The following is a 24,452-nucleotide window of genomic DNA, read 5'->3' as shown; positions in this document are numbered from 1 at the left end:
CATGCGGCGCCTGCCTGCTGCCTGGCGAAGCGTTGGGCTGCGGGGAGGAAGGTGACCCTTGCAAGGACGCCGGGGGCGAAGGCGGGCATGCTGCACCGCCCCGAGCTTGGTGAAGCGGCGGGCTGTGGGGTGACCAGGGCAAGAGCAACCGGGGCGAGGGCGGGGGTCATGCTGCACCCGCCAGGGAGTTGGTGAAGGGGTGGGCGGTGGGGAGGAGGGTGATGGTGCCGTTCGGGTGGAATTTGACGGCTGGGCGGGTGACTACTTGGCCGGTCGGTAGGCGGTCGAGGGTTTGGATCTCGGAGATTCGGCGGATGCCGTCGGGGGTGCGGGTGAGATGGATGACGGCGTGTAGGGCTGAGGCGACTTGGCTGTGGACGGCGTCTCGGGTGAGGCCGGCTAGGGCGCCGAGGGCTTCCAGGCGGGCTGGTACGTCGGCTGCTGAGTTTGCGTGGAGGGTGCCGCAGCCGCCTTCGTGGCCGGTGTTCAGGGCGCTGAGCAGGTCGACTACTTCAGGGCCGCGCACCTCACCGACGACCAGGCGGTCGGGGCGCATCCGCAAGGCTTGGCGGACGAGGTCGCGCAGGCTGATCTCTCCGCTGCCCTCGACGTTCGGTGGTCGCGCCTCGAGACGGACGACGTGTGGATGGTCCGGACGCAGTTCGCTCGCGTCCTCGACCAGCACCAGTCGCTCGGTCGGATCCACCAACGACAGCAGTGAGTTGAGCAAGGTGGTCTTGCCGGTTCCGGTACCGCCGCTGATCAGGAACGCCAGGCGCGCATCGAGTAGATCGCGCAGGACCGTCGTACCGGCTGGTGGTAGGGCGCCTGCGGCGACCAAGTCGTCGAGGGTGAAGACCTTGCGGGAGGGGACTCGTAAGGACAGGCAGGTGCCGGGTGCGGCGACGGGTGAGAGGACGGCGTGGAAGCGGGTGCCGTCGGAGAGGCGTACGTCGACGTACGGCGTTGCGTCGTCGAGGCGGCGACCGGCGGCCGCGGCCAGCCGGGTGGCGAGGCGGCGGATGGCGGGCTCGTCGCCGGTGCGTGTCAGCACCCGTTCGAGGCCGGAGCCGCGGTCGACGTAGACCTCGTCGGGGCCGTTCACCAGGATGTCGGTGATGCCTGGCTCGGATAGCAGGGTGTCGAGAGGACCTGCTCCCAGAGCCTCGCGGCGGAGGGCGGCGACGACGGCAAGCACGATGGAGTCGCCGTAGACGCCACCGTCGGCGCGCAGTGCGGCGGCGACCCGAGCGGGTGTCGGTTCGGCGCCGGTGACGGCCAACGTGCCGCGAACCCGGTCGATGAGCGCAGCGGAGACGTTCATGCTGCTGCCTGGGTGGAGAGGCCGAGGAGGTCTAGGAGGTCGGAGGCGGCTCGGCCGAGGGGGCCGCGGGGCCGGGGATCGAATCGACCCTGATCCATTGCTGCTGGTAGGTCGCGCTCGTGGCCGACTCGCGTTGCCAGTGGCAACGACAGGTGGTCGGCAACATCGGCTGCGGACAACGCGCTCGCGCGAGGCTCGCGTGCCACCAGGCGGAGGTCGCCGGCGACCTCTCGCAGCGGACCGACCAGTCGTTTGGCGGCGGCCACGGATCTGACATCACACGGTACGACGAGCACCGTCACGCCGGCGCGGACGAACCCTTCCTCGACCGCCGGATCCGCACGACGCGGCAGATCGACCACTACTAGATCGCTACTGCGTTGCGCCGCACCCAGAACCGAACTCATCGTCTCCGGCGGCAGAACCGTCACGTCGGACTGATCCCACGACAGCACCGCCAAGCCATCAACCGACGGCAGGGCGGAGCGCAACGCGGCGGCACTCACCCGGCCCGCGGCGTTGAGTAGCTTCGGCCAGCGATCGCCGACATCGTGCTCGATCCCCAGCGCGAGCTCGATACCGCCACCGAGTGGATCACCGTCGATCAGCATCGTCCGGAAGCCGCGCCGGTTCCCGAACACCGCGACCGCCGACGCGAGGGTGGTCGCACCAGCTCCCCCGCAACCGCCGACGAAGGCAAGTGTCTGGGCCGTCCTGACCCCGCCGTCCAAGGTATCGGCCAGCTTGTCACCCAACGCCGATTCGTCCGTCGGTAACCGGAAGACCGACTCCGCACCGATATCGAAGGCACAGCGGTACAAGTCGTCGCCGTCCGCGAGACCGGCCACGACGACGCCTGATCGCCGTACCGGCTGTGTGCGGGCGAGCGGATCGGCGAGATCTTGGCCGACGACGACCAGCGAGCCGGTATGCCAATTGCGTCGGAGACCGAGCAGGTCGTGCTCGACCAGTGGTGTCACCGAGGCGGCCGCTGCCAGCCGGAGCAAATCGTCGAGCAACACCTCGTCGGTTGTTGCCATGAGCACCGAAACGTCGTGAGCAGGGAAGGAAGTGTCCATACCTAGAAGATGCAGTCGCCGGACCATCGATCGAACAGGCACTGGAATCCCTGTGGACAAAGGCGTTGTCGGGTTTCCGTCAGCAGCGGGAATCCGCCATCGTGAGGCGGCGACCAACCCGCCGGAAACGGTTACGGTTCCTTTCGAAGCGTCTTTAACTAAATTTCACCGGACCGCTTCCGTCCCAGCTCCGGAGGACCGCCCATGAGTCGATTGCGCCTGCTCGCCGCCACGGCGACCGTCGCGGCCACCGCACTGCTCACCGCCGCCGGCGTGTCAGCAGCGACCGCCGAGTCACCCCAAGCCCAAGCCCAAGCCGCCGCCGTCAGCGGTGGTGTGAAGACCGCCTACTTCACCCAGTGGGGCATCTACGCCAACGCGTTCTACCCGAAGAACCTGATCACCACCGGCGCGGCCGGCAAGCTGGACTTCCTGAACTACGCGTTCGCCAACATCCACCCGACCGACCACACCTGCTTCATGGCGAACAAGGCCGCCTCGCAGGACGAGAACAACCCGAACGCGGGTGACGGCGCCGGTGACGCGTTCGCCGACTACGGCAAGTCGTACGGGGCGGACATCAGCGTCGACGGGGTCGGTGATGTCTGGAACCAGCCGATCCAGGGCAACTTCAACCAGTTGAAGAAGCTCAAGGCGCAGTACCCGAACCTGAAGATCCTGATCTCGATCGGCGGCTGGACCTACTCGAAGTACTTCTCCGACGCGGCCTCCACCGACGCCAAGCGGAAGACCTTCGTCAGTTCCTGCGTGAACATGTTCCTCAAGGGCGACCTGCCGGTGATCGACGGCTTCGGCGGCCCTGGTACGGCGGCCGGCATCTTCGACGGTATCGACCTCGACTGGGAGTACCCGGGTTCGCCGAACGGTCACGTCGGCAACCACTGGAGCCCGGCGGACAAGCAGAACTTCACCGCACTGCTGGCCGAGTTCCGTGCCCAGCTCAATGCCTACGGCAACCAGACCGGCAAGCGCTACTACCTGACCGCGGCCACCCCGGCCGGGCAGGACAAGATCGCCACCATCGAGACCGACAAGATCGGTCAGTACCTCGACTACAACAACGTGATGACGTACGACATGCACGGCGGCTGGGATGCCACCGGGCCGACGAACTTCCAGGACCCGCTCTACCAGGCCCCGGACGATCCGAGTACGCCGATCCCGCCCGGCTCGGCCAAGTACTCGGTCGACGGAGCCATCAAGGCGTGGACCGCCGGTGACCCGGCATACGGCATCCCCGGCGGCTTCCCGGCGAACAAGCTGACCATCGGGTATCCCTTCTACTACAGGGGTTGGAAGGGCGTTCCAAACACTGCAAACGGCAAGTACCAGCCGGCCACTGGACCTGCTGACGGTCATGCGATGAGTGGCAACGTGCCAGGCGTCTCCTTCTACAAGGAGCTCGTGGGCTTCGTCGACGACCCGTCAGCGACGTACTTCGACGACACCACGAAGGCAACGTGGTTCTACCGCAACGGGACGTTCTGGACCGGTGACAACGCCCAGTCGATCAAGGCCAAGGCGGACTACCAGCACTGCAACGGTCTGGCCGGCGCGATGATGTACTCCCTCGAAGCGCTGGACCCGAGCGTGACGCTCTTCAACCACGTGGTCAACGCGGTCAACGCCGACACACCAGGCTGCAGCGGGCCGAGTCCGACTCCCAGCCCCACCCCTACACCTACTCCGACCCCAACACCCACACCTACCCCGACTCCCACCCCGACGCCGACGCCGACACCGACGCCCCCGACGGCCACCCCGTGGGCGCCCAACACGACGTACGCGACCGGTGCGCTGGTGAGCTACAACGGCCTCACCTACAAGTGCATCCAGGGGCACACCTCCCTGACCGGCTGGGAGCCACCGAACGTCCCCGCACTCTGGGGCCAGGTCTGATCACGTACCGCCCACTGATCGGAGCATCATGAAACGCATCTCGATCGCAACAACGACAGCGCTGGCCGCCGTCGCCGCAGTAGTCCTTGCTCTCCTGACAGCACCCGCCGCGAACGCGGCCTCCGTCACCGCAGCCTTCACCAAGGTGTCCGACTGGGGCAGCGGCTTCGAGGGCAAGGTGACCGTCACTAACGGCACCACGAGCTCACTGAGCACGTGGTCGGTCGCACTCGACTTCCCATCCGGCTACACCATCAGTAGCTCGTGGGACGCGACCAGGAGCAGCAGCGGCCAGACACACACGTTCACCCCGCCAAGCTGGGCCGGACCGCTCGCACCAGGCGCCACTGTCACCTTCGGCTTCAACGGCAGCCCGGGCAACTTCCCCGGTCTGGCCGCCTGCCGACTGAACGGTGGCTCCTGCACAGGTGGCGGTGGGGGCACGGCACCCGGCGCACCAACAGGTCTCTCCGGTACGGCGACCTCGTCGTCCGTGAGCCTCACCTGGTCCGCACCAAGCGGTGCAACGAGCTACAGCGTGTACCGCAACGGCACGAAGGTCGGTTCCCCGACTGGTACGTCGTACACGGACTCCGGCCTTGCTGCGAACACGACGTACAGCTACCAAGTCAGTGCGTCCAACAGCGCCGGCGAAGGTCCGAAGAGCAGCACCATCTCGGTAAAGACCACCACCGGTGGCGGTGAGCCCAGCACCCGGCGGGCAGCGCCGTACCTCTACATGGGTTGGGGCGACCCACCCAACCCGGCGACCGTCATGAACGCGACTGGCATCAAGTGGTTCACCATGGCGTTCATCCTGTCGTCCGGCGGCTGCAACCCGGCCTGGGACGGTAGCAGGCCGCTGCAAGGCAGTGCGGACGCCAACGCGATCGCACAGATCCGCGCGGCCGGCGGCGACATCGTGCCGTCGATCGGCGGCTGGAGCGGGAACAAGCTCGGCCCGAACTGCAGTACGCCGGAGGCGCTGGCCGGGGCGTACCAGCAGGTGATCAACGCGTACAACCTGAAGGCGATCGACGTCGACATCGAGAACAGCGACGAGTTCGAGAACGAGGTGGTCCAGGACCGCATCCTGAACGCACTCAAGATCGTCAAGCAGAACAACCCGGGGATCCAGACGATCCTCACCTTCGGTACGTCGACCACCGGCCCGAACTTCTGGGGCAACCGGCTGATCGAACGGTCCGCGGCACTCGGCGCGAATATCGACATCTACACGCTGATGCCGTTCGACTTCGGCAGCTCGAACATCTACAACGACACCGTCGGCGCCTCCCAGGGCCTGAACAACAAGCTGAAGGCGACCTTCGGCTGGACGACCGCGCAGGCCTACGCCCACCAGGGCATCTCAGGGATGAACGGTCTGTCGGATCAGCAGGAGATGACCACGACGGCCACCTGGCAGAACATCACCAACTGGGCCAAGTCCAACGGCCTGGGCCGGCTGGCGTTCTGGTCGGTGAACCGTGACCGCGGTTGTGCCGGCGGCGGAGTGGTCTCCAACTGCTCCGGCATCGCGCAACCCGACTGGGAGTTCACCCGCATCACCGCGGGCTTCTAGCAGCATGCGGTACGGCGACGTGCGGGCAGCGACCCGCACGTCGCCCAACCGGAACCACAAACCACAACCGCAACCGGCACCTGAGCCCGGTCAGCCCGACTTGAGGGCCTTGACGATGAGGGCGTTGCGGGCGTTCTGGCCGAGCGGGATCGACGGGTGGAGTCCGTCGCGCAGGTACTTGGCCAGGCGATTCGGCTTGGCAGCGAGGTGCTCGGCCCACTGCACGACGCGGAGGTTCTCGTGCCGGCGCTGAGCGTCGGCCAGCTGCAGGTTGATCCAGGCGCTGTTCCGCTGGTCGGAGACCTGGACGCCGGGACCGTGCCCGGTCCGGGCCGCCTGGATGTTCACCCAGAAGACCGTGCGCTCGTCGCCGACGATCTGCATCGTCCGCTCGACCTGAGCGGCCACTGCCGGCGGGGTGAAGATGTCGTTGGAGCCGACCGACATCAGGATCCGGTGTGGCAGGCCATGGTCCTGGGCCCAGGTGTCCAGCGCGTCGACGGCCGGCGTGACCGGTCGGCCGGCCCAGTTGTGCACGGCCATGTTGACGCCGTGCTGGGACAGCAGCCTGGCCAGCGACGGACCGTCCTGGACGCCGATGCTGTCGCCGAACATGAAGACGCCGTCGGTCTCCCGCGTCTCGCGGATCTGCGCATCGCTCGAGATCGCGCGCGCCTGTCGCTCCCACGCACCCAGCACGCCCGACCCGTAGGCCCCGGTCGAGGTCAGCTCGCCCACCGAGGCCGCCGACGCCGTTGCAGCCGACGCAACGGTCGACGCGGCAGCGGCCGTACCTGCTGTGAACAGCAGGCGCCGGCTCGGCCGAATCGAACTGAGACGCTTCCTCACGGGGAAACTTTGCGGTGGAAAGCCCTCTCTCTGCAAGTCGACACCGTGGAAATTGGACCAACGCTACGAAAGTCACTCACGTCGACCTGACCGGCTGGGCGCGGACGAACGTGCGGAAGCGCTCGGCGGCTGGTGTCAGCTGCGCCCGCAATCGCCAGGCCATACCGATCTCGCGGCGGGCCTGGACCCCGGCGAGTGGTATCGACACCGCCCCGCTCTCGTTCCCGCGGACCGCGCCGGAGGGCAGCACTGCCACGCCCAGGCCGGCACCGACCAGGCTGTCGATGGTCGCGAGGTCGGTCGCTTCGAAGGCCAGCTGCGGTGTGAACCCGGCCGCACGGCACAGCTCCTCACTGATCCGCCGGAAGCCGAACCCAGGCCGCAGCCCGACGAACTGCTCCTGAGCCGCCGCAGCCAGCTCCACGCGGCGCCGTGCGGCCAGCGGATGTCCAGGCGGGACGTGAAGGCACAGCCGCTGCTGTTCGAGCAGATGCCAGCCGAACACCTCCGGATCCGGTCGCGGCGCGATGATGCCGATCTCGGCCTCACCGCTCTCCAGGTCCTGGACGATGTCGTGGGCCGGCTCCTGCCGCAGCGCGAACCGGACGCTCGGCGCCTCCTCGCGGAACGCCTTCAGCAGGTCCGGCACGAGGCTGGTCGCGACCGAATGCAGGAACCCGAGCCGGACCGTCCCGGACTCCGGGTCGAGCAGCGCGTCGATACGCTGCCGAGCCGAGTCGACCGCCGCCGTACCGGCCCGGGCAGCCTCCAGGACGACCCGCCCGTACGGGTTCAGCCGGACACCCCGATGCTCACGCTCGAAGAGCTGGACTCCGAACGCGCTCTCGACCCGGCGCAGCGACCGGGACAGATTCGGCTGACTGGTCCCCAGCAGTGCGGCCGCCTCGGTCAGGTGCTCGGCCTCCGCGAGTACGACGAACCAGCGCAGATCCTCGACATTCATTCCAGAAGCGTATCGATTACTGCTGAGATCGACATTTTACGCATCGCAAGTCACGTGGCACGGTCGAAGACATGCACACCTCCGTCGCCGCTCAGCCCGGCTATCGCCCGGGTGACCCCGGCTATCGCCGGCTGTCCATCGCCCTGTTCGCGGCGGGCCTGGCGACGTTCGCACTGCTCTACAGCACCCAGCCGCTTCTCCCGGAGCTCGTCGACGCGTTCCACGTCTCCCCCAGCCAGAGTGCGTTCACTGTGTCGCTGGCCACTCTCGGACTCGGCGTCGCTCTGCTGCTCGCCGGTCCGGCCTCCGAGGTGGTCGGGCGTACCACTCTGATGCGCTGGTCGGTCGCAGCCACCTCCGGCATCGCGCTGCTCTGCGCAGTGGCTCCGACGTGGCACACACTGCTCGCTCTCCGCGGTCTCCAAGGCGTCGCCATGGCCGGGCTGCCCGCGGTCGCGATGGCGTATCTGCGGGAGGAGGTGCATCAGGACAGCCACGCGCGTGCCAGCGGCCTGTACATCGCCGGTACGGCGGTCGGCGGTATGGCGGGTCGCCTGATCGCAGGCGGGCTCGCAGACCTCGGCGGCTGGCGCGTCGCGTCTGGCGGCATCGCGCTCGTCGGTGTGCTGTGCGCCGCTGTGGTCTGGGTGCTGCTCCCCGCGTCGCAGAACTTCCACCCGACCTCAGCGAGTCCGCGGCAGCTCATGACACAGACAGGTCGAGTACTGCGTGATCCCGCACTGCTCGCGCTCTACGGAATCGGCGCCACCGCGGTAGGCGCGTTCGTCGCCGTCTACAACGGATCCGTCTTCCGGCTCTCCGGGTCGCCGTACGACTTGAGCGCCGGGGCGGCGGGGCTGGTGTTCACTGTCTATCTGCTCGGGTCAGCTGGTTCGGCGACGGCTGGGTGGCTCGCTGACCGGTACGGACGTCGTACGGTCGTCCCGGTCGGCTGTCTGGTCACACTCGCCGGAGTGGCCATTTCTCTGGCCGCACCGCTTCCGCTGATCGTGGTCGGGCTTGCGGTGATGACGGCGGGCTTCTTCGCCGTACATGGTGTGGCCAGCGGATGGGTGGCCGCCAGGGCGCACGCCGGCGGTGGGGGCACCGGACAGGCGGCCAGCCTCTACTTGTTCTCGTTCTACCTGGGCTCGTCGGTCTTCGGCGGTCTGGCCGGGGCGGCGTGGAGTCACGGGGGCTGGAGTGGCGTGGCGCTCGAGGCCGGCGTGCTGTTCCTCATCACTCTCGTGCTGGCCGTTCTCCTCAAGAACGTTCCCAGCAAGGTGCGAAACTAGCCGGGTGACCAAAGCGATCGAGGCAGCCGACCAGCTGGGGCTGAGCTACGAGGTGACCAGACACGGGCGCGTCAACTCGCTGGAGGAGGCCGCGGCTGCCCGCGGCATCGAGCCGGCCGACCTGATCAAGACGATCGTGGTCCGGCTGTCCGATGACGACTATCGGTTCGTGCTGGTCCCCGGTGACCGGGAGATCGCGTGGCCGAAGCTGCGCTCGCTGCTCGGCGTCAACCGGATCTCGATGCCGGACAAGGGCACCGCGTTCGCCGTCACCGGGTACGTCCGCGGCACGATCACACCGCTCGGCAGCACGCACGCCTGGCCGGTCGTCGCCGACGAACGCATCACCGGCACGATCTCCCTCGGCGGCGGCGACCACGGCGTCGGCATCACCGTGGCCGCCGAGGACCTCTTCAAGGCCCTCAACGCCACGGTCGCCGATGTGACGGACTAAAGGCAGACGTCACGGACTAGACGAGCAGCCCGCGTTGGCCGGCGCGGAGTCCGGCCTGGAAGCGGGTGGTCGCGTCCAGCGCCTTCAGGATCCGCTGCATCCGCCGCTCGACCGTCCGCTGCGCCACACCCAGCCGTCGAGCGATCGCCTGATCCGTCAGCCCAGCCGCAGCCAGTGCGAGCAACTGCTGATCGTCGTAGCTCAGCGGCCCCTCCGACGCCGCCGGAGACAGCGGACTCGCCTGCTGCCACAACAGCTCGAACAGCCGCAGCAACGCGTCCAGCAGGCTCGAAGCCCCCAGCTCCACGACCACGTCCGGACTCGTCGGAAGCAGTCCGGTACGACGATCCACCACAACCAGCTTGATCGGTACCTCGCGCAGGATCCGGCAACCGGCAGACCGGGCAGCCATCAGGTCACCCGGCTCGGACAGCGACGCCAGGTCGTAGATCGTCCGGTAGGACACTCCATGCGCACGCCGCGGCTCGATCGGCAGTACGACGTATGGCGACCGGTCGAGGAGCAGCACTTCGGTCTGGGCGCTCTGTTGTGCCTGATAGAACCGCTGCGCGACCGCCTCGGCCCCTCGGATCACAGTGGACGAGTCCGGCCGGCGGAACTCTGTCGTCAGCACGGACGCACCGAGCCTGGCCTCGACGATCGCGGCCTGCTTCCGCAGCGCCAGGAGCTCGACAGCAGCCTCCGGCACAGCAGGCACGTACCTGGCCGGGCGGCCTGTCGTCCGCGAGGCGAGGCCGAGGGACAGCAGTGACTTCAGATGCCTGCCGACGCGGTTAGCAGGCCACCCGGTGTCACGTGAGAGGTCAATAGTGGTGGACTCCGGTCGGGCCAGAAGCGCCCGGTAGAGCTGCTCGTCCTCCGAGCAGACACCGAGCGCTTCCAGCACCGGAGCCGGTCGGTAGCTGTGCATCAGGGCAGTGAGTGGACGTGGGCGCCGACCTGGTTGGCGAACGCGTTGCCGTTCAGCGCGTCCCAGTTGGTCGACCAGGTCATCGCACCGCGCAGCGACGGCCACGTGGTGCTCGGCTTGAAGTTGCCGCAGTTCGTGCCGCGGGTCAGGCAGTCCAGCGCGTTGTTGACGATCTGCGGCGAGACGTAGCCGCTGCCGGCCGCTCGGGACGACGCCGGCAGGCCGAGACCGACCTGGTCCGGGCGGAGGCCGTTCTGCAGCATGATGCAGGCCTGCGCGGTGATGAAGTCGACCGTGCCCTGCGAGTACACCTGCCCGTCACAGCCGTTCATCGAGCCGGAGTTGTAGTACTGCACGTTGACCACGGTCAGGATGTCCTTGATCGCCAGCGCGAGCTTGAAGTACTCGAACGACGTACTCTGCATGTCGATCGTCTGCGGCGCCATCGCGATGATCAGGCCGCTGCCGAACTGGCTCTGCAGGCTGCGCAACGCCTGATCCATGTACTGCGCGTTGACCCCGTTCTCGAGGTCGATGTCGATCCCGTCGAAGCCGTACTCGCGCAGTACCGTCAGAGCACTGTTGGCGAAGTTGGTCGCGGCCTCGGCGTTGCCGACCGAGATGGTGCCGTTCTGACCGCCGACCGACAGGATGACGCTCTTCCCGGCCGCCTTCTTGGCCGCGATGTCGGCCTTGAACTGGGCGACCGTGTAACCACCCAGCCCGGCGGAGTCCAGGTTGAAGGTGATCGCACCCGGCCGGGACGGGTCAGCGTCGGCGAAGGCGACCGCGATCAGGTCGTACGCGGCCTGCACGTCCGAGATGCGCTGGACCGTGGCGCCGTTGTTGAAGTTCTGCCAGTAGCCGGTGAGAACGTGCTTGGGCAGAGCGCCGTTGGTCGGCGGCGGAGTGGTGGGCGGCGTCGTGGGTGGTGTGGTGGGAGGAGTCGTCGGCGGGGTGGTCGGCGGCGTGGTCGGATCCGGCGTACCACCCGGACCATCCAGTACGACGTCGTCCGCCTGGTACGGCGGTAGCCCGTACCAACCGTGCAGGTAGATCGTCACCCGGGTCGTGGAGGCGCTGGTGGTGAAGGTGGTCGTCAACTGGTTCCAGGTGGTGCTGGTGCTCCAGGTCGACGTACCGCCCTCGAAGCCCAGGTAGACGTTCGAGCCTTTGACCCACGCAGACAAGGTGTACGTCGTACTGGCCTTGACCGGAATCGACTGGCTGCAGCGGGCGTTGTCGGACGACGTCGGGCTGCCCTGGAGGGCGTAGCTGCCGGTGCGGGCCGAGGTGGTCGCGGCGCCGGCGGCGCAGGTCCAGCCGGACAGGTTGCCGGTCTCGAAGGTTCCGTTCGTGACGAGATTGGTGGCGGCGGATCCGGTCGCGGGGACCAGAAGCAGGCCCGTGAGGGCGGCGAGAAGCGTGATCAGGGCGGGAATGATCGCGGCCTGGGGGCGGAGTGCACGCGGGTTCATGGCTTACAAACTGTGACTGCGTAACTACATTGTCAAGACCCTGCATAATTTGAAAGCGCTCCCACCGTCAGAAAACTGAGGAAGCTTTTACATTCACCACGGAGAACTCCGCCCGAACCGGGCAGCAGACCCTCCGAACCCGGAGGAGACCTCTCTCAACCTGGAGGCGGCCTCTCCCAAACCTGGAAGAGGCCGTCCACCTGGAAGAGGCTGTCCACCTGGAAGAGGAAAGGCGACGGCCCCCGGCGGGGGGGGTGACCGGGGGCCGTCTTCGGCCACGGGCTCGGGGGGAGGAGCCGGGGGCCGATCAGGAGGCGACAGTCTGCCACTGTCAGGAGGTATGTACCCCCCGAATCTGGATTCCACACATCTCAGTTCAGTTGCAACCAGATGATGTCGTCCAGCCGCCGAGCCCGCCGAACAGGCGCTCTCGAGCCAGTGTCACTGTCACACTGCCAACAGTCTAACGGGAGACTGGCCCACGCAAAAGCCCGGGTCCCTCGGCGTTTCGCTCCAATGCCTATGCTCGACCCCATGGCGCACTCCAGGACGGCCAGAACGGCCGCCTTCTTCGATCTGGACAAGACCATAATCGCCCGTTCCAGCACGCTGGCGTTCTCCCGGCCGTTCTACGCCGGCGGGCTGATCAACCGCCGTACCGTCCTGCGCAGTGCCTATGCCCAGTTCGTGTACCTGCTCGGCGGCGCGGACCATGACCAGATGGAGCGGATGCGGGAATACCTGTCCGCTATGTGCACCGGCTGGGACGTGGAGACGGTGAAGGCGATCGTCGCCGACACCCTGCACCACATCGTCACCCCGATGATCCACGAGGAGGCGGTGGAGCTGATCGACGAGCACCACGCGGCCGGCCGGGACGTGGTGATCGTGTCGTCGTCCGGGGCCGAGGTGGTCGAGCCGATCGGGGCGATGCTCGGCGCCGACAAGGTGATCGCCACCCGCATGGTAGTTGCTGACGGCAAGTACACGGGTGAGATCGAGGAGTACGCCTACGGTCCGTACAAGGCGACCGCGATGCTGGCGCTGGCCGAGGCCGAGGGCTACGACCTGGAGAACTCCTACGCCTATTCGGACTCTGTCACCGACGAGCCGATGCTGGCTGCGGTCGGTCACCCCTTCGCGGTCAATCCCGACAAGGCGTTACGCCGGCTCGCCGTCGCCCGGGACTGGCCGGTACTGGACTTCAGCGAGCCGGTCGGCCTGGCCGAGCGAGGCCGTTTTCACGAGGTACGACGGCCCGCCATGGCCACCGTCGCCGTTGCCGGACTGGCCGCCGGGGCACTGCTCCTGGCCGCCCGCCGACGCGCCCGCCGGACCGAGAACTGACCCTCGAAACCGACCCCCGGCCGACCCCGAAAGCTGAAGGCCGCTTCATTGTTCTCAACTCCATGAAGGCCGCGTAAGCCCTTCACACGAAGGGTTTTCAGGAGTACAAAGGAAGTACAAAGGATCTTCGGATCCGGTAGAGATTGCACGGCACCCAGGCACCCACGCGGCGACCAGCCCATCCCAACCGGGCAGCGCGACCCAGGCCTAGTCCTGTGGCGGCAGACAGGTGCACGCATGGTAACCAGGGTGACGTGCCAGCGACGGCGTTCTCAGTAGAGAACGCCGTTCGCATGTCAGCCGACGTGTGCCAATGGCGATCGTTCGGCACCCAGTGCCACGACCTCGCAGGTCCGCAGCAGCCAGTCACGAACCCCCGTCAGCCCTTGCGCTGCGTAGTCGCCGAGCCCAGACGGATAGGTTCCTGCCAACTCATAGTGACCAATCTCCGGAACGGTGACCGCGACCGGGTCGATGCCCCTGGCAACTAACAGGCAGCGTTCGGCGGCCCGGGCGACCAGACCGTTGGCGGTCGGGAAGGGGCGCAGGACGGCGAGCTCGGCATGGACGATCGCCGCGACCACGAGACCGGGTGCCGTGGTCGGGCGGGTCAGATTCTGCGCCAGCGCGCTCAGCCGCTCCCACATCTCGTCGGCACCGGGCGCCGGCGGCAGCCCCGGGATGTCGTCCGGCACCGGCTCCCGACTGGTCCGCAGATGGCCCAACTGGTCTTCCGGGCCCAGGTCGGCCGCGGCCAACTGGTGCAGTCTGGTCCAGACCTGCACCGGGGCAGTGTCGATCTGGGGAGCGAGCCGCATCAGCTCACCGGTGATCCGGACCGCACCCGTGGCCAGTCCGTCGGCGGCACCTCGTCGTACCTCCTCGAGGGTCGCCGGGCTGCCGGCCAGCGCGGCGGAGGCGTGGGCGCCACGCAGCAAAGCCTCGGCGGTCACGTCCGAGCCGACCTTGCGCAGCCCACGGTCTCGCAACAGCACATCGACCGCGTCCCGGGCCGCCCGGGCCGCCGACCCCACGCCCTCCAGCCCAGCCAGTGGCTCGAACACATCTGTACTCATACCTGCACCCTAGGATGACGTGGCATGGCGCTCGGCATCGTCCCCAAGTTCAGCATCGTGGTCCCCTGCCATGCCTCCCGGGCGTGGCTGCGACCGTGCCTGGACTCGGTGCTCGGGCAGTCGTTCACCGACTTCGAGATCATCGGGGTGGATGATGCCGACCGGGACGGGTCCGGCCGGATCCTGGACGAGTACGCGGCGGCCGATCCGCGGGTCCGGGTGCTGCACCTGGACGAGAACGTCGGTGTGGGGCTGGCCCGGAACGCCGGGCTGAAGGAGTGCCGCGGGGACTATGTGCTGTTCCTCGACGCCGACGACCTGTACCTGCCCGGTTCGCTGGAGGCGATCGCGACCCGGATCGACGCGACCGACCGGCCGGACATCCTGCTGTTCGACTACGAGCGGATCTTCTGGGACGGCCGGGTGGTCCGCAACCAGCGGCACGACGCCTTCGCCGGGCACGGCGCGGGAGTGTTCACCGCGGCGGAGCGGCCGATCTTCCTCACCTTCCTCGAGGTGGTCTGGAACAAGGCCTGCCGGCGGGACTTCCTGACCCGCCACGGGTTCGCCTTCACGGCCGGTTTCTACGACGACGCGCCCTGGACGTACTCGACCATGCTGACCGCCGAGCGGATCGCGACGCTGGACCGGGTGGTCGTGCACTACCGCCAGCACCGGACCGGCGGCAACATCCACGCCACCGGCGGCCGCAGGCAGTGGGACATCTTCGACCAGTACGACCGGGTGCACGCGTTCATCCAGTCCGACCCGGAGCTGGCCGGCTGGCGCCGGTTCGCGTTCGACCGGTCACTGGACCACATCCTCGCCGTACTCGCGAAGCCGGAGCGGATCGATCCGGACGACCGGGCCGAGTTCTTCCACGCGGCGCATGAGTTCGCCAAGCGCTGGAAGCCGGCGGGGTACGGCGCCGACCGCACCAGCCGCGGGTTCAAACGGTGGTTGCTCATCCACGACGACTACGCGACCTACTCCACGCTCAAGCTGAGCGCCAAGGTGCTGCACGTCCCCAGCCCGCGCAAGACCGTCGGCAAGCTCCTGCACCGCAACAAGCTCGACCCGAACCTGGCCGCCTACTGCTCCTACTGGTTCAAGCAGTTCGCCTGCAACCCGCGGGCGATCTACGAGAAGGCGGCCGAGCTGGCGCCGCACCTGCGCGGAGTCTGGGTCGTCGACGCCGACCACGTCGCAGTTGTCCCCGAGGGTGTCGAGTACGTCGTCGCGGGTTCGCCGGCGTACCAGAAGCTGCTGGACCGGGCGACGTACTTCATCAGCAACATGAACTGGCCGAAGGAGCTGGTGAAGCGGGAGGGGCAGATCCACCTGCAGACCCAGCACGGTACGCCGCTCAAGACGATGGGGACCGACCTGCGGCACTTCCCGTTGGCCGCGAAGGACCTGGACCTCGACGAGCTGATGCGGCAGACCGACCGGTGGGACTTCAACATCTCGTCGAACCGGTACTCCTCGGAGATCTGGGAGCGGACCTACCCGGCGTACTTCGAGGAGCTCGAGTACGGCTTCCCGCGCAACGACCGGCTGATCAACGCGACCCTCGACGAGGTCCGCGCGATCCGGGCCGGCTTCGGCTTCGACGACTCGCACCTGGTGGTGCTGTACGCGCCGACGTTCCGCGACGGCGTGGACTCGGTCCGGACCCCGGCCGGGCTGATCGACCTCGGCGGGGACGGGATCCACCTCGACCTGGACCGGCTGGCCGTCGCGGTCGGCGAGCACGGCCGGGTGCTGGTGCGGACGCACTATTCGTTGTCGAAGGCACCGGATGTGCATTCCGGCAGGGTGATCGACGTGTCCCAGCACCCGCGGGTCGAGGATCTGATGCTGGCGGCCGACGTACTGATCTCGGACTACTCGTCGATCACCTTCGACTACGCGAACCTGGATCGCCCGATCGTGCTTCTGGTCGAGGACCAGAGCTTCTACGACGGACGGCGCGGCACCTACTTCGACATCACCGAGTTTCCGCCCGGTCTGGTCGCGCGGTCACCCGAGGAGCTGCTGACCGTCTTGCAGACCGGCGGATTCGCGTCGGCAGAGGCGGCCAAGCACCGGCAGCTGTACCGGGAGAAGTTCTGCGAGTACGACGACGGACGCGCGGCCGAGCGGGTGGTCCGGCGGGTGTTCCTCGGCGAGACCGACGTACCGCCGATCGAGCCGCTGGCGGACCGGAAGCCAGCACCCTCACCGCACTTCATGCATAATGGCTGACATGTCGATCAGCCTGGAGTCCGTCAGCGCGCTGCGCCTGCGGTCCGGCCTGCGACGACGACGCACTGTCTGAACACCTCATCGTTCCAGTGCGTCTACTCCAAAGGACCATTCATGTCCGCTGTTCTGCCTGTCCTGGCCACCAGACTGTCCACCGCCGCCGCGGTCGCCTTCGGTTCGTCGTACGCCGAGCTCGATCCAGAACTGCTCGACCCTGAGCTGCGGTCGGCAACCAAGCCCGAGTTCGGCCACTACCAGAGCAACCTCGCGCTCCGGCTCGGCAACGCTCTGGGCCAAGCGCCGCGGGAGGTCGCCGCACGCCTGGTCGAGGCGCTCGACATCGCCGACCTGTGTGAGACCCCTTCCATCGCCGGGCCTGGTTTCATCAACCTGACGCTGCTCCCGTCGACGCTCGCGGCCGCGGTCAACGAACCGCAAGCCTTCACCACAAGGCACCAACGTGTAGTCGTCGACTACTCGCAGCCGAACGTCGCCAAGCAGATGCACGTCGGTCACCTGCGGTCGACCGTCATCGGCGACGCGCTCTGCAATGTGTTGCAGTTCGTCGGGTACGACGTGATCCGGCAGAATCACGTCGGCGACTGGGGCACGCAGTACGGCATGATGATCGAGCAACTGCTCGGCGAGAACCTCAACGCGGAAGAGCTTGATCTCCAGGGTTTGCAGGTGCTCTACGAGCGGAGCCGGAAGCACTTCGACGCCGACGGCGCCTTTGCCGACAAGTCCCGGGCGAGAGTCGTCCTGCTGCAGTCCGGCGATCCGGAGACGCGGGCGATCTGGCAGCGGATGGTCGACGTCTCGCTGGACGACTTCGAGCAGGTCTACGCGCTCCTCGATTCCAGGCTGACGCGTACCGATGTCGTCGGCGAGAGCGCCTACAACAACGACCTGCCGCGGATCGTCGACGAGCTGTCAGAGGCTGGACTGCTCACCGAGTCGGACGGCGCGTTGTGCGCGTTCCTGCCGGGCTTCAAGGGCCGGGACGGTCAGCCGCTGCCGGTGATCGTGCGGAAGTCCGACGGCGGCTTCGGCTACAGCGCGACCGATCTCGCCGCCGTCCGGCACCGGGTCTCCACGCTGCACGCCGATCGGATCGTGTACGTCGTCGACCATCGGCAAGCGCTCCACTTCGAGCAGATCTTCGCACTCGCCACCTCAGCAGGCTGGTTGCCATCGACAACAACTGCCGAGCACGTCGGCTTCGGCACCGTCCTCGGACCGAACGGGAAACCCTTCAAAACAAGAGCCGGCGGCACGGTCAAGCTGACCACTCTGCTCGACGAGGCGGTCGCGCGGGCGGACTCGTTGCTCGAAGGCCGGGAAGGCATCGACCGGCAGGTCACGGCGAAGGCGGTCGGGATCGGAGCAGTCAAGTACGCCGACCTGTCCAGCGACCGGGGCAACGACTACGTCTTCGACCTGGACCGGATGGTCGCGATGACCGGCAACACCGGGCCGTACCTGCAGTACGCACACGCCCGGCTGACCCGGCTGCTGTCCAAAGCCGGCACAGACCACGACCAGATCTTGGAGCTCAAGGATCCGGCCGAGGAACGGCTGGCCCTGTTGCTGACCGGTTTTGCGGGTGTCGTCGAACAGGTGGTCGAAACACTGCAGCCGCACCGGCTGTGCACCTATCTGTACGACGTCGCGACCGCACTGTCCGTGTTCTACGAGCAGTGTCCGGTGCTGACCAGCGAAGGTGACACGAGAGCCAGCCGGATCGCGCTTTGCACGGCGACCCGGAAGGTGTTGCAGGATGGGCTTGGTCTGCTGGGTATCCAGGCCCCGGACGCCATGTAGGAGGTTGCCGATGTTGCCGTGGTCCGCTGAGCTCGCCGGTCGGTTGGAGCAGACGACGTACGAGAGCGAGTTGCTGCGCGGGAACCCGCTGGGTGATCCGCACGAGCGGCCGGTGCTCGTCTATCTGCCGCCTGGGTACGACGAATCGGACCAGCGCTACCCCGCGATCTACGTGACGATGGGGTACACCGGTCACATCGGGATGTGGTTCAACCGGACGCCGTTCCGGCAGCCCTACCCGGAGTTGCTCGACGCACTGTTCGCGACCGGCGACGCACCGCCCGCGATCGTGGTGTTCGTCGACTCGTGGACGAGGTACGGCGGCAGCCAGTGCCTCGACTCTCCCGGCACCGGGCAGTACCACTCCTACCTGTGTGAGGAGATCGTCCCCTGGGTCGACGCGACCTACCGGACCATCGCCGACCGCGACCACCGCGGCATCACCGGCAAGTCCAGCGGCGGCTACACCGCGATGGTGACGCCGCTGCTGCGGCCGGATGTCTTCGGCGCGCTCGCGACGCACGCCGGCGACGCGGCCTTCGACCTGTGCTATCGGCCCGAGTTCCCGGAACGCGCCCGGACGCTCCGGGACAAGTACGACGGCAGCTACGACAAGTTCTTCGAGTCTGTGGCGACCCGGACCGGCCGGACCACGAACGAGGACCTGCACCTGCTCGAGATCTACGGCTATTCCTCGGCCTACTCCGCCGAGCCGGACGGGACGGTGCTGCTGCCGTTCGACGATCTGGGCGCGATCATCCCGGAGATCTGGGCGCGCTGGCTGTCCCGCGATCCGGTCGAGATGGTCCGCGAACCGCAGTACGCCGACGCGCTGCGCTCGCTGCGGGCGGTGTGGATCGACGCGGGGAAGCAGGACGAGTACTACCTCGATCTCGGCGCCACCGCGTTCCACCGGGCCGCGCAGGAGGCCGGCGTACCGGACGAGCGGCTGCACTTCGAGCTGTTCGAGGGGACGCACGGCGGGATCGAGTACCGCTACCCGCTCGCGGTCGGCTGGCTGGCCGAACGACTGCAGTAATTCGGGTGCCGGTCCGTCGGCGTACGCCGTACCTTCGAACCATGAGCTGGCCGGAGGGGATCGAAGCGCGCCCGATCGACAAGGGTGACGCGGACGCGTGGGCGGAGTTGCTGGCCGCCAAGGAGAAGGTCGACCAGGAGGGCGAGAACTACGACGCCCAGGACCTGATCGACGAGCTGGAGGACCCGCACCTGGATCCGGCGGTGGACACCATCGGCCTGTGGGCCGACGGCCGGATGGTCGGGTACGGCAAGCTGCACGCCGCCGACGCGGTGATCGACATCGACCGGGTCGGCACCGAGGGAACGATCCATCCGGAGTGGCGCCGTCGTGGCCTCGGTTCGGCGCTGATGCCCTGGCTGATCAACCGGGCCGGCGAGCTGCACGCGGCCAAGCATCCAGGGACGACCGGTGAGGTCACCAGCAACCGGATCAGCACGAATGTCGGTGCCGAGCGGCTGTTCCAGCAGTTCGGTTTCGAGGAGCGCCGGTACTTCATCGACATGAAGCGCGGGTTGGACCAGCCGGTGCCGAAGGTCGCCCTCGACGCCGGGCTGCGGCTGGTGCCGTTCGACACGTCGATGGACGAGGCGTTGCGGCTGGCCCACAACGACGTGTTCCTGGACCACTGGGGTTCGACCCCGAAGGATCCGGAGAGCTGGAAGACCTGGTTCACCGGTGCCCGGGCGTTCCGCGGCGGAGCGTCGTACGTCGTCCTCGACGGCGACACCATCGCCGCCTACGTGCTCGGCTACGAGTACGAGGCCGACACCGAGGCGACCGGGATCCGGGAGCTGTACATCGGCCAGGTCGGGACGGTGAAGGCGTACCGCGGCCGCGGGCTGGCCCGCGTCACGCTGGCGAAGGTCCTGGCCAAGGCGGCCGAGGTGGGCTACCAGCGCTCCGGCCTCGGCGTCGACGCGGACAACCCGACCGGTGCGCTCGGCCTGTACGAGCGGCTCGGGTACTCGGTGTCGTCCAAGTGGGTCAGCTACGGCCTGCCGCTCTGACAGTTCAGCGGTACGCCGATGACCGGCGTACCGCTGAATCCGTGCTCAGATGTGTGAGTCGACCACCACGGGCTCGGGCGTCGGCTCGACGGGCGTGCGCTTGAACCACGTCCACGGGCGGACGCTGACGACGATCATCGTCAGGCTCAGCGCGGCGTACACCAGGGATCCGATGAAGGCCGCGTGCACGCCGTCGGTCAGCACCTCTCGCGGGCCGGTCGAGGTGGAGTTGCGGCTCGCCGTACCGAAGATGGTGACCAGGATGCCGAGGCCGAGCGCGCCGCCGACCTGCTGGACCACGTTGAGCATGCCGGACGCGGCACCCGAGTCCTCCGGTGCGACGCCGGAGATGGCCCGGCCGACCAGCGGGATGAAGATCATCCCGGCGCCCAGACCGAACAGCAGCATCGGCCCGACCACGTCGGCCAGGTAGGTGCTGCGAGCGTCGAGCTGGGTCAGCCACACCGTGCCCGCGGTGACCAGGGTGGACCCGGCCAGCATGAGCTTGCCGCCGTCGACCCGGGCGACCAGCTTCGGCACGATCCGCGACGACGCGAACAGCAGACCGGTCAGCGGCAGGAAGGCAAGACCGGCCGCCAGCGGGCTGAGCTCGAGCACACCCTGCAGGTACTGCGTGAGGAAGAAGAACATCCCGAACATCGTCCCGACCACCAGCAGCATGGTCAGGTACGACGCCGAGCGGTCAGCCGACCGGAACAGCCGCAGCGGCACGATCGGGTGGCTGACCCGGCGCTCGATCAGGACGAACGCGACCAGCAGCACCACACCGGCCGTGAACGAGGCCAGCACCTCGGCCGACGTCCAGCCGACCTCGGCGACCCGGATGAAGCCGTAGACGAGCGAGGTGATGCCGAGCGTCGAGGTGAGCGCACCGGCCACGTCGAACCGGCCGGTCTCCGGCTCCGTCTCGGTCAGCACCTGCCGGGCCGCGATGACGAGTCCGATACCGATCGGCACGTTGATGAACAGACCCCAGCGCCACGACACCCAGTCCGTCAGCATGCCCCCGAGCACCAGGCCGACACTGCCGCCACCGGACGACACCAGGCTGTAGTAGCCGAGCGCCTTCATCCGCTCCGGGCCCTCCCGGTAGGTGAGCATGAGCAGAGTCAGAGCCGCCGGCGCCGCGATGGCACCACCGACGCCCTGCAGGACACGGGCGGCGAGCAGCAACTCCGCGGTCGGCGCGAGACCGCCGAGCAGCGAGGCGAGCGTGAAGACGCTGACACCGGTGACGAACACGCGGCGGCGACCGAGCAGGTCACCGGCGCGGGCGCCGAGCAGGAGCAGACCACCGAACGCGAGCGCGTAGGCGTTCTGCACCCAGGACAGACTGGCCGGACTGAAGTCGAGTGCGTGCTGGATCTTCGGCATCGCGATGTTCACCACGGTGCCGTCGAGGATCACCATCAGCTGCGTGATCAGGATGACTGCGAGGACTACCCCCGGCCGCCGCGCGGGCGAGCCGGTACCGGCGCCGGCCGGCGCCGCGGTTGTTGCCGACATACTGCTCCTTGAGCGAAAAGCTCCCCGCGCGCTGTTGGGCCCGGGGCGCTACAGTTGGGTTCGAGGAAAGCGGAGCGCTCCTCCGGATACGATACGGAGGCACCCTCCGCTTTATCAAGCGATTTACGCAGCAACTTCTGGGAAACTGTGTCGTGGAACTTTGAGCGGGTTTGCCGCTACGGACAGTGAGGAGGCCGGGATGGGCTCGACACCGCTGCCGTCCACGCGGCCGGCCCGCGCGGACGCGGCGCGGAACTACGACCTGCTGGTCACGGCCGCGCGCGAAGCCTTCGCCGAGCACGGCACGGATACCTCACTCGAGGAGATCGCCCGGCGGGCCGGAGTCGGCATCGGCACGCTCTACCGGCGCTTCCCGAACCGGATCGCCCTGCTCGAGGCGGTCTACGTCGACGAGATCCAGTCCGTCTGCGACCGTGCCTACGGATTCGCCGAGAAGCTCGAGCCGTTCGACGCGCTGGCCGCCTGGCTGCGCAGCTTCGTCGGCTACGGCCTCTCCAAGAAGAGCCTGGCCGGCGAGCTGACCGTTGCTCTAGGCAAGGACTCGCCGTTCTTCCAGTCCTGCAAGGTGAATGTGAAGGAAGCCGGCGAACTCCTGCTGGACAAGGCGAAGGCGGCCGGCGAGGTCCGTGAGGATCTGGACCTGATGGACATCATGCGGCTGGTCGGTGGTATCAACATGGGCCGCGACATGGAGCCCGACCAGGCCAACCGGCTGCTCGACATCGTCCTGTGCGGCCTCAGACCAGAGCGCTCCTGACGCTGTCCAACGACGGATTCGCGGCGTCCCGCTCGGTGTAGCTGAGCCGGTCCCGCGGGAACGGCCACTCGATCGCGAGCTCCGGGTCGAACAGGTCGACGGTGACGCGCTCCGGCGACCAGTGATCGTTCACCAGGAAGTTGTAGACGGTGTGCGGCTCCAGGACGCAGAAGGAGTTGCCGCAGCCGCGCGGCACAGAGAGCGCCTGCCCGGCGTCGAGCTCGAACGTCTCCACCCGGCCGAAGGTCTCGCCGTCGCGCAGATCGACGATCGCTGCGAACACCCGGCCGTTGGACGGCGACAGGTACTTGTCCCACGGCTCGGCGTGGATCCCCCGCGTGATGCCCGGCTCGGCCAGGTACAGCACGTTGTGCTGGCGCACCTCGAAGCGCGGCATCCCGGCGTCTTCGAGCTCGGCGGCATGGAAGTTCTCCTTGAACCAGCCGTCGGCATTCGGCCGCACGTCCAGCTCGATCCGCAGCACGCCGGGGATACCGGCCCGGCCGTCATCGGCGGACCTGGCGGCGGGCGTCGAGCTGGGCCTGGTCGGCCGCGGTGAGGCCTGCTTCCCAGCCGGCGCCGTTGGTGATCCTGGTCCGCCGGGTTGTCGTGTTCGGGAACAGCTTGGTGAACAACGCGTCCACCTGCTCCTCCCGCTTCGTCAGGACCGGCAGCAGCCGGTCCGCATCCGCTTCCGGTACGGCGGCCTGCGTGGCGGCCGCCGTCACCTGCAACCGCTCCCCGATCCGCTGCGCGTACGCCATCAGGAACGACTGCCGGAACGAGCGGGTCCGGGACTCGCCACGCCGGCCGATGTGTTTGCCCGCGGCAAGCATCGCCCGATTCGCCTGCACCAGCAGGGAAGTACTGAGGATCTCGGTCAGCTGCAGGTCCAGCTCCTCGCCGACGATGGTGACTACGGCCAGCTGATCGATCACAACCGTCCGACAGCGGTTCGCCGACGCAACCGCGCCGACCAGCTGCGCCTTGGCCGAGACGTACGGCGTATCGACCCAGAGCCGGCGGGCGGCGGAGTCGTCCGGGATCTCCACCGCCGGGTCCGCCTCGACCAGGGCGCGATCGAGCGAGAACTTCGCCATCAGCTCCTGCGCCTTGCCGGACAAGGCTTCCGCCTCGTCGGGGAACTCGGTCGCCTCCGCCTTCGCCAGCAGTCCCCGGATCCGGGCGAGCATCTTCCCGTTCGCCGGTACGGCGGGTGCCTGGCGTCGTACCGAAGCGGCACCTGGCAAGGGGTAGAGCCGGGCGAGTATCGGTAGGGCCTGGAGGAAGCCGGCCAGCGAGAGGGCGTGGTGGAGCGTCAGGTAGCGGCCGACGCGGGCGGCGGCGGCCCACGTGGTCAGGCTCAGCTCGGTGAAGGGTTGCGAGACCCCCAAGTCCGCCAACTGGTCGAGCCAGCGCGGATCGATCGTGGTTTGTCGATAGGTCTTGTGTTCCGCGGAGATCGCGGCCAGCAGCAGCGGCTCCACACCTGGGTCCAACTGCCGGCGGCCGTGCTGGACGACATCGGCCGGCGTCCAGCCGCGTTCCCAGGTGGCGCGGACCAGAGCGGTCAGAAAGCCTTGCAGGCAACGGTCCACCTGCGCTTGGTCGCGCTCGTCGTACGCACCCAGCCGGGCCAATTGCTGGTCCGCGCGATCGTCGCGTACGGCAACGATCGTCGCCGCGATCGGTAACAGCCGCAGGATTTCCTCGTCACTCACGCGGTCG

The 24,452-nt window shown here is 67.8% G+C and carries 20 protein-coding genes; 10 read left to right on the top strand and 10 right to left on the bottom strand.

The genetic code is table 11. The features are described from left to right. Nucleotides 1-166: 166 nt before the first annotated feature. Together EV652_RS37470 and ssd are read right to left on the bottom strand one after the other, a co-directional pair. Complete coding sequence (locus tag EV652_RS37470; RefSeq protein WP_132214481.1) at nucleotides 167-1,324, bottom strand: TadA family conjugal transfer-associated ATPase; 1,158 nt, start codon at nucleotides 1,322-1,324, stop codon at nucleotides 167-169. Continuing rightward, entirely contained in the window at nucleotides 1,321-2,403 is a 1,083-nt protein-coding gene (gene ssd, locus EV652_RS37465) for a septum site-determining protein Ssd (protein ID WP_132214479.1), read from the bottom strand. The genes EV652_RS37470 and ssd overlap by 4 nt, the downstream gene beginning before the upstream one ends. A gap of 204 nt (nucleotides 2,404-2,607) precedes the next feature. Here ssd and EV652_RS37460 point away from each other — a divergent pair, with 204 nt between their 5' ends. Further along, entirely contained in the window at nucleotides 2,608-4,323 is a 1,716-nt protein-coding gene (locus EV652_RS37460; protein WP_132214477.1) for a glycosyl hydrolase family 18 protein, read from the top strand. A gap of 28 nt (nucleotides 4,324-4,351) precedes the next feature. Then, the gene (locus EV652_RS45915) at nucleotides 4,352-5,905 is read left to right on the top strand and encodes a cellulose binding domain-containing protein (RefSeq protein ID WP_132214475.1); all 1,554 of its coding nucleotides are present in this window, start codon (nucleotides 4,352-4,354) and stop codon (nucleotides 5,903-5,905) included. A 90-nt stretch (nucleotides 5,906-5,995) separates the two neighbouring features. Here the strand turns inward: EV652_RS45915 and EV652_RS37450 are convergent, their stop codons facing one another. Then, complete coding sequence (locus EV652_RS37450) at nucleotides 5,996-6,754, bottom strand: SGNH/GDSL hydrolase family protein (protein ID WP_242002244.1); 759 nt, start codon at nucleotides 6,752-6,754, stop codon at nucleotides 5,996-5,998. Nucleotides 6,755-6,830: 76 nt separating this feature from the next. Next, nucleotides 6,831-7,718, bottom strand: coding sequence for a LysR family transcriptional regulator (locus EV652_RS37445; protein WP_132214473.1), 888 nt, complete (start codon nucleotides 7,716-7,718; stop codon nucleotides 6,831-6,833). 71 nt (nucleotides 7,719-7,789) lie between these two features. Between EV652_RS37445 and EV652_RS37440 the strand changes: the two genes are divergently transcribed. Further along, the gene (locus tag EV652_RS37440; RefSeq protein ID WP_242002243.1) at nucleotides 7,790-9,013 is read left to right on the top strand and encodes an MFS transporter; all 1,224 of its coding nucleotides are present in this window, start codon (nucleotides 7,790-7,792) and stop codon (nucleotides 9,011-9,013) included. Nucleotides 9,014-9,017: 4 nt separating this feature from the next. Continuing rightward, nucleotides 9,018-9,467 carry an aminoacyl-tRNA deacylase gene (locus EV652_RS37435; RefSeq protein WP_132214471.1) on the top strand — a complete coding sequence of 150 codons (450 nt, stop codon included), beginning with the start codon at nucleotides 9,018-9,020 and terminating at the stop codon, nucleotides 9,465-9,467. A gap of 16 nt (nucleotides 9,468-9,483) precedes the next feature. Here EV652_RS37435 and EV652_RS37430 read toward each other — a convergent pair whose 3' ends face one another. Both EV652_RS37430 and EV652_RS37425 read right to left on the bottom strand, forming a co-directional pair. Then, the gene (locus tag EV652_RS37430) at nucleotides 9,484-10,398 is read right to left on the bottom strand and encodes a helix-turn-helix domain-containing protein (protein ID WP_132214469.1); all 915 of its coding nucleotides are present in this window, start codon (nucleotides 10,396-10,398) and stop codon (nucleotides 9,484-9,486) included. Continuing rightward, complete coding sequence (locus tag EV652_RS37425; RefSeq protein ID WP_132214467.1) at nucleotides 10,398-11,876, bottom strand: chitinase; 1,479 nt, start codon at nucleotides 11,874-11,876, stop codon at nucleotides 10,398-10,400. The genes EV652_RS37430 and EV652_RS37425 overlap by 1 nt, the downstream gene beginning before the upstream one ends. A 534-nt stretch (nucleotides 11,877-12,410) precedes the next feature. Here EV652_RS37425 and EV652_RS37420 point away from each other — a divergent pair. Next, nucleotides 12,411-13,223: an HAD family hydrolase gene (locus EV652_RS37420; RefSeq protein WP_242002242.1), complete on the top strand. Its 813-nt coding sequence runs from the start codon at nucleotides 12,411-12,413 to the stop codon at nucleotides 13,221-13,223. Between the two features lie 296 nt (nucleotides 13,224-13,519). Here the strand turns inward: EV652_RS37420 and EV652_RS37415 are convergent, their stop codons facing one another. Next, a complete protein-coding gene (locus EV652_RS37415) occupies nucleotides 13,520-14,299 on the bottom strand; it encodes a Fic family protein (RefSeq protein WP_132214463.1) in 780 nt (259 codons plus the stop codon). Between the two features lie 24 nt (nucleotides 14,300-14,323). Here EV652_RS37415 and EV652_RS37410 point away from each other — a divergent pair, with 24 nt between their 5' ends. From EV652_RS37410 to EV652_RS37395, 4 genes are all read left to right on the top strand, one after another. Further along, on the top strand, nucleotides 14,324-16,546 hold the full coding sequence (locus EV652_RS37410) for a bifunctional glycosyltransferase/CDP-glycerol:glycerophosphate glycerophosphotransferase (protein ID WP_132214461.1): 2,223 nt from the start codon (nucleotides 14,324-14,326) through the stop codon (nucleotides 16,544-16,546). 114 nt (nucleotides 16,547-16,660) lie between these two features. After that, the gene (argS, locus tag EV652_RS37405; RefSeq protein ID WP_132214459.1) at nucleotides 16,661-18,370 is read left to right on the top strand and encodes an arginine--tRNA ligase; all 1,710 of its coding nucleotides are present in this window, start codon (nucleotides 16,661-16,663) and stop codon (nucleotides 18,368-18,370) included. A 10-nt stretch (nucleotides 18,371-18,380) separates the two neighbouring features. Further along, the gene (locus EV652_RS37400; RefSeq protein ID WP_132214457.1) at nucleotides 18,381-19,409 is read left to right on the top strand and encodes an alpha/beta hydrolase-fold protein; all 1,029 of its coding nucleotides are present in this window, start codon (nucleotides 18,381-18,383) and stop codon (nucleotides 19,407-19,409) included. Nucleotides 19,410-19,450: 41 nt separating this feature from the next. Next, entirely contained in the window at nucleotides 19,451-20,419 is a 969-nt protein-coding gene (locus EV652_RS37395) for a GNAT family N-acetyltransferase (RefSeq protein ID WP_132214456.1), read from the top strand. A gap of 45 nt (nucleotides 20,420-20,464) precedes the next feature. On the opposite strand, the gene EV652_RS37390 is transcribed toward EV652_RS37395, so the two are convergent. Beyond that, a complete protein-coding gene (locus EV652_RS37390; RefSeq protein WP_132214454.1) occupies nucleotides 20,465-21,946 on the bottom strand; it encodes an MFS transporter in 1,482 nt (493 codons plus the stop codon). A 199-nt stretch (nucleotides 21,947-22,145) separates the two neighbouring features. On the opposite strand from EV652_RS37390, the gene EV652_RS37385 reads away from it, so the two are divergent. Next, nucleotides 22,146-22,724 (top strand): TetR/AcrR family transcriptional regulator, encoded by a 579-nt coding sequence (locus tag EV652_RS37385; protein WP_132214452.1) that lies wholly within the window; start codon nucleotides 22,146-22,148, stop codon nucleotides 22,722-22,724. Here EV652_RS37385 and EV652_RS37380 read toward each other — a convergent pair. Both EV652_RS37380 and EV652_RS37375 read right to left on the bottom strand, forming a co-directional pair. Next, a complete protein-coding gene (locus tag EV652_RS37380; RefSeq protein ID WP_242002241.1) occupies nucleotides 22,705-23,208 on the bottom strand; it encodes a dTDP-4-dehydrorhamnose 3,5-epimerase family protein in 504 nt (167 codons plus the stop codon). The two genes, EV652_RS37385 and EV652_RS37380, sit on opposite strands and share 20 nt — an antisense overlap. A gap of 22 nt (nucleotides 23,209-23,230) precedes the next feature. After that, entirely contained in the window at nucleotides 23,231-24,445 is a 1,215-nt protein-coding gene (locus tag EV652_RS37375; RefSeq protein ID WP_242002240.1) for a DUF2786 domain-containing protein, read from the bottom strand. Nucleotides 24,446-24,452 lie beyond the last annotated feature (7 nt).

Source organism: Kribbella steppae (assembly GCF_004342025.1).
Classification (GTDB): domain Bacteria; phylum Actinomycetota; class Actinomycetes; order Propionibacteriales; family Kribbellaceae; genus Kribbella; species Kribbella steppae.
The sequence above is the reverse complement of the archived record's forward strand: the minus strand, read 5'-3'. Positions and strand labels throughout refer to the sequence as shown.

Coding starts and splice junctions, on each gene's coding strand:
- argS (WP_132214459.1), top strand. CDS start 16,661: ATGTCCGCTGTTCTGCCTGTCCTGGCCACCAGACTGTCCACCGCCGCC.
- EV652_RS37395 (WP_132214456.1), top strand. CDS start 19,451: ATGAGCTGGCCGGAGGGGATCGAAGCGCGCCCGATCGACAAGGGTGAC.
- EV652_RS37445 (WP_132214473.1), bottom strand. CDS start 7,718: ATGAATGTCGAGGATCTGCGCTGGTTCGTCGTACTCGCGGAGGCCGAG.
- EV652_RS37440 (WP_242002243.1), top strand. CDS start 7,790: ATGCACACCTCCGTCGCCGCTCAGCCCGGCTATCGCCCGGGTGACCCC.
- EV652_RS37460 (WP_132214477.1), top strand. CDS start 2,608: ATGAGTCGATTGCGCCTGCTCGCCGCCACGGCGACCGTCGCGGCCACC.
- EV652_RS37385 (WP_132214452.1), top strand. CDS start 22,146: ATGGGCTCGACACCGCTGCCGTCCACGCGGCCGGCCCGCGCGGACGCG.
- EV652_RS37430 (WP_132214469.1), bottom strand. CDS start 10,398: ATGCACAGCTACCGACCGGCTCCGGTGCTGGAAGCGCTCGGTGTCTGC.
- EV652_RS37420 (WP_242002242.1), top strand. CDS start 12,411: ATGGCGCACTCCAGGACGGCCAGAACGGCCGCCTTCTTCGATCTGGAC.
- EV652_RS37425 (WP_132214467.1), bottom strand. CDS start 11,876: ATGAACCCGCGTGCACTCCGCCCCCAGGCCGCGATCATTCCCGCCCTG.
- EV652_RS37390 (WP_132214454.1), bottom strand. CDS start 21,946: ATGTCGGCAACAACCGCGGCGCCGGCCGGCGCCGGTACCGGCTCGCCC.
- EV652_RS37470 (WP_132214481.1), bottom strand. CDS start 1,324: ATGAACGTCTCCGCTGCGCTCATCGACCGGGTTCGCGGCACGTTGGCC.
- EV652_RS37400 (WP_132214457.1), top strand. CDS start 18,381: ATGTTGCCGTGGTCCGCTGAGCTCGCCGGTCGGTTGGAGCAGACGACG.
- EV652_RS37410 (WP_132214461.1), top strand. CDS start 14,324: ATGGCGCTCGGCATCGTCCCCAAGTTCAGCATCGTGGTCCCCTGCCAT.
- EV652_RS45915 (WP_132214475.1), top strand. CDS start 4,352: ATGAAACGCATCTCGATCGCAACAACGACAGCGCTGGCCGCCGTCGCC.
- EV652_RS37415 (WP_132214463.1), bottom strand. CDS start 14,299: ATGAGTACAGATGTGTTCGAGCCACTGGCTGGGCTGGAGGGCGTGGGG.
- ssd (WP_132214479.1), bottom strand. CDS start 2,403: ATGGACACTTCCTTCCCTGCTCACGACGTTTCGGTGCTCATGGCAACA.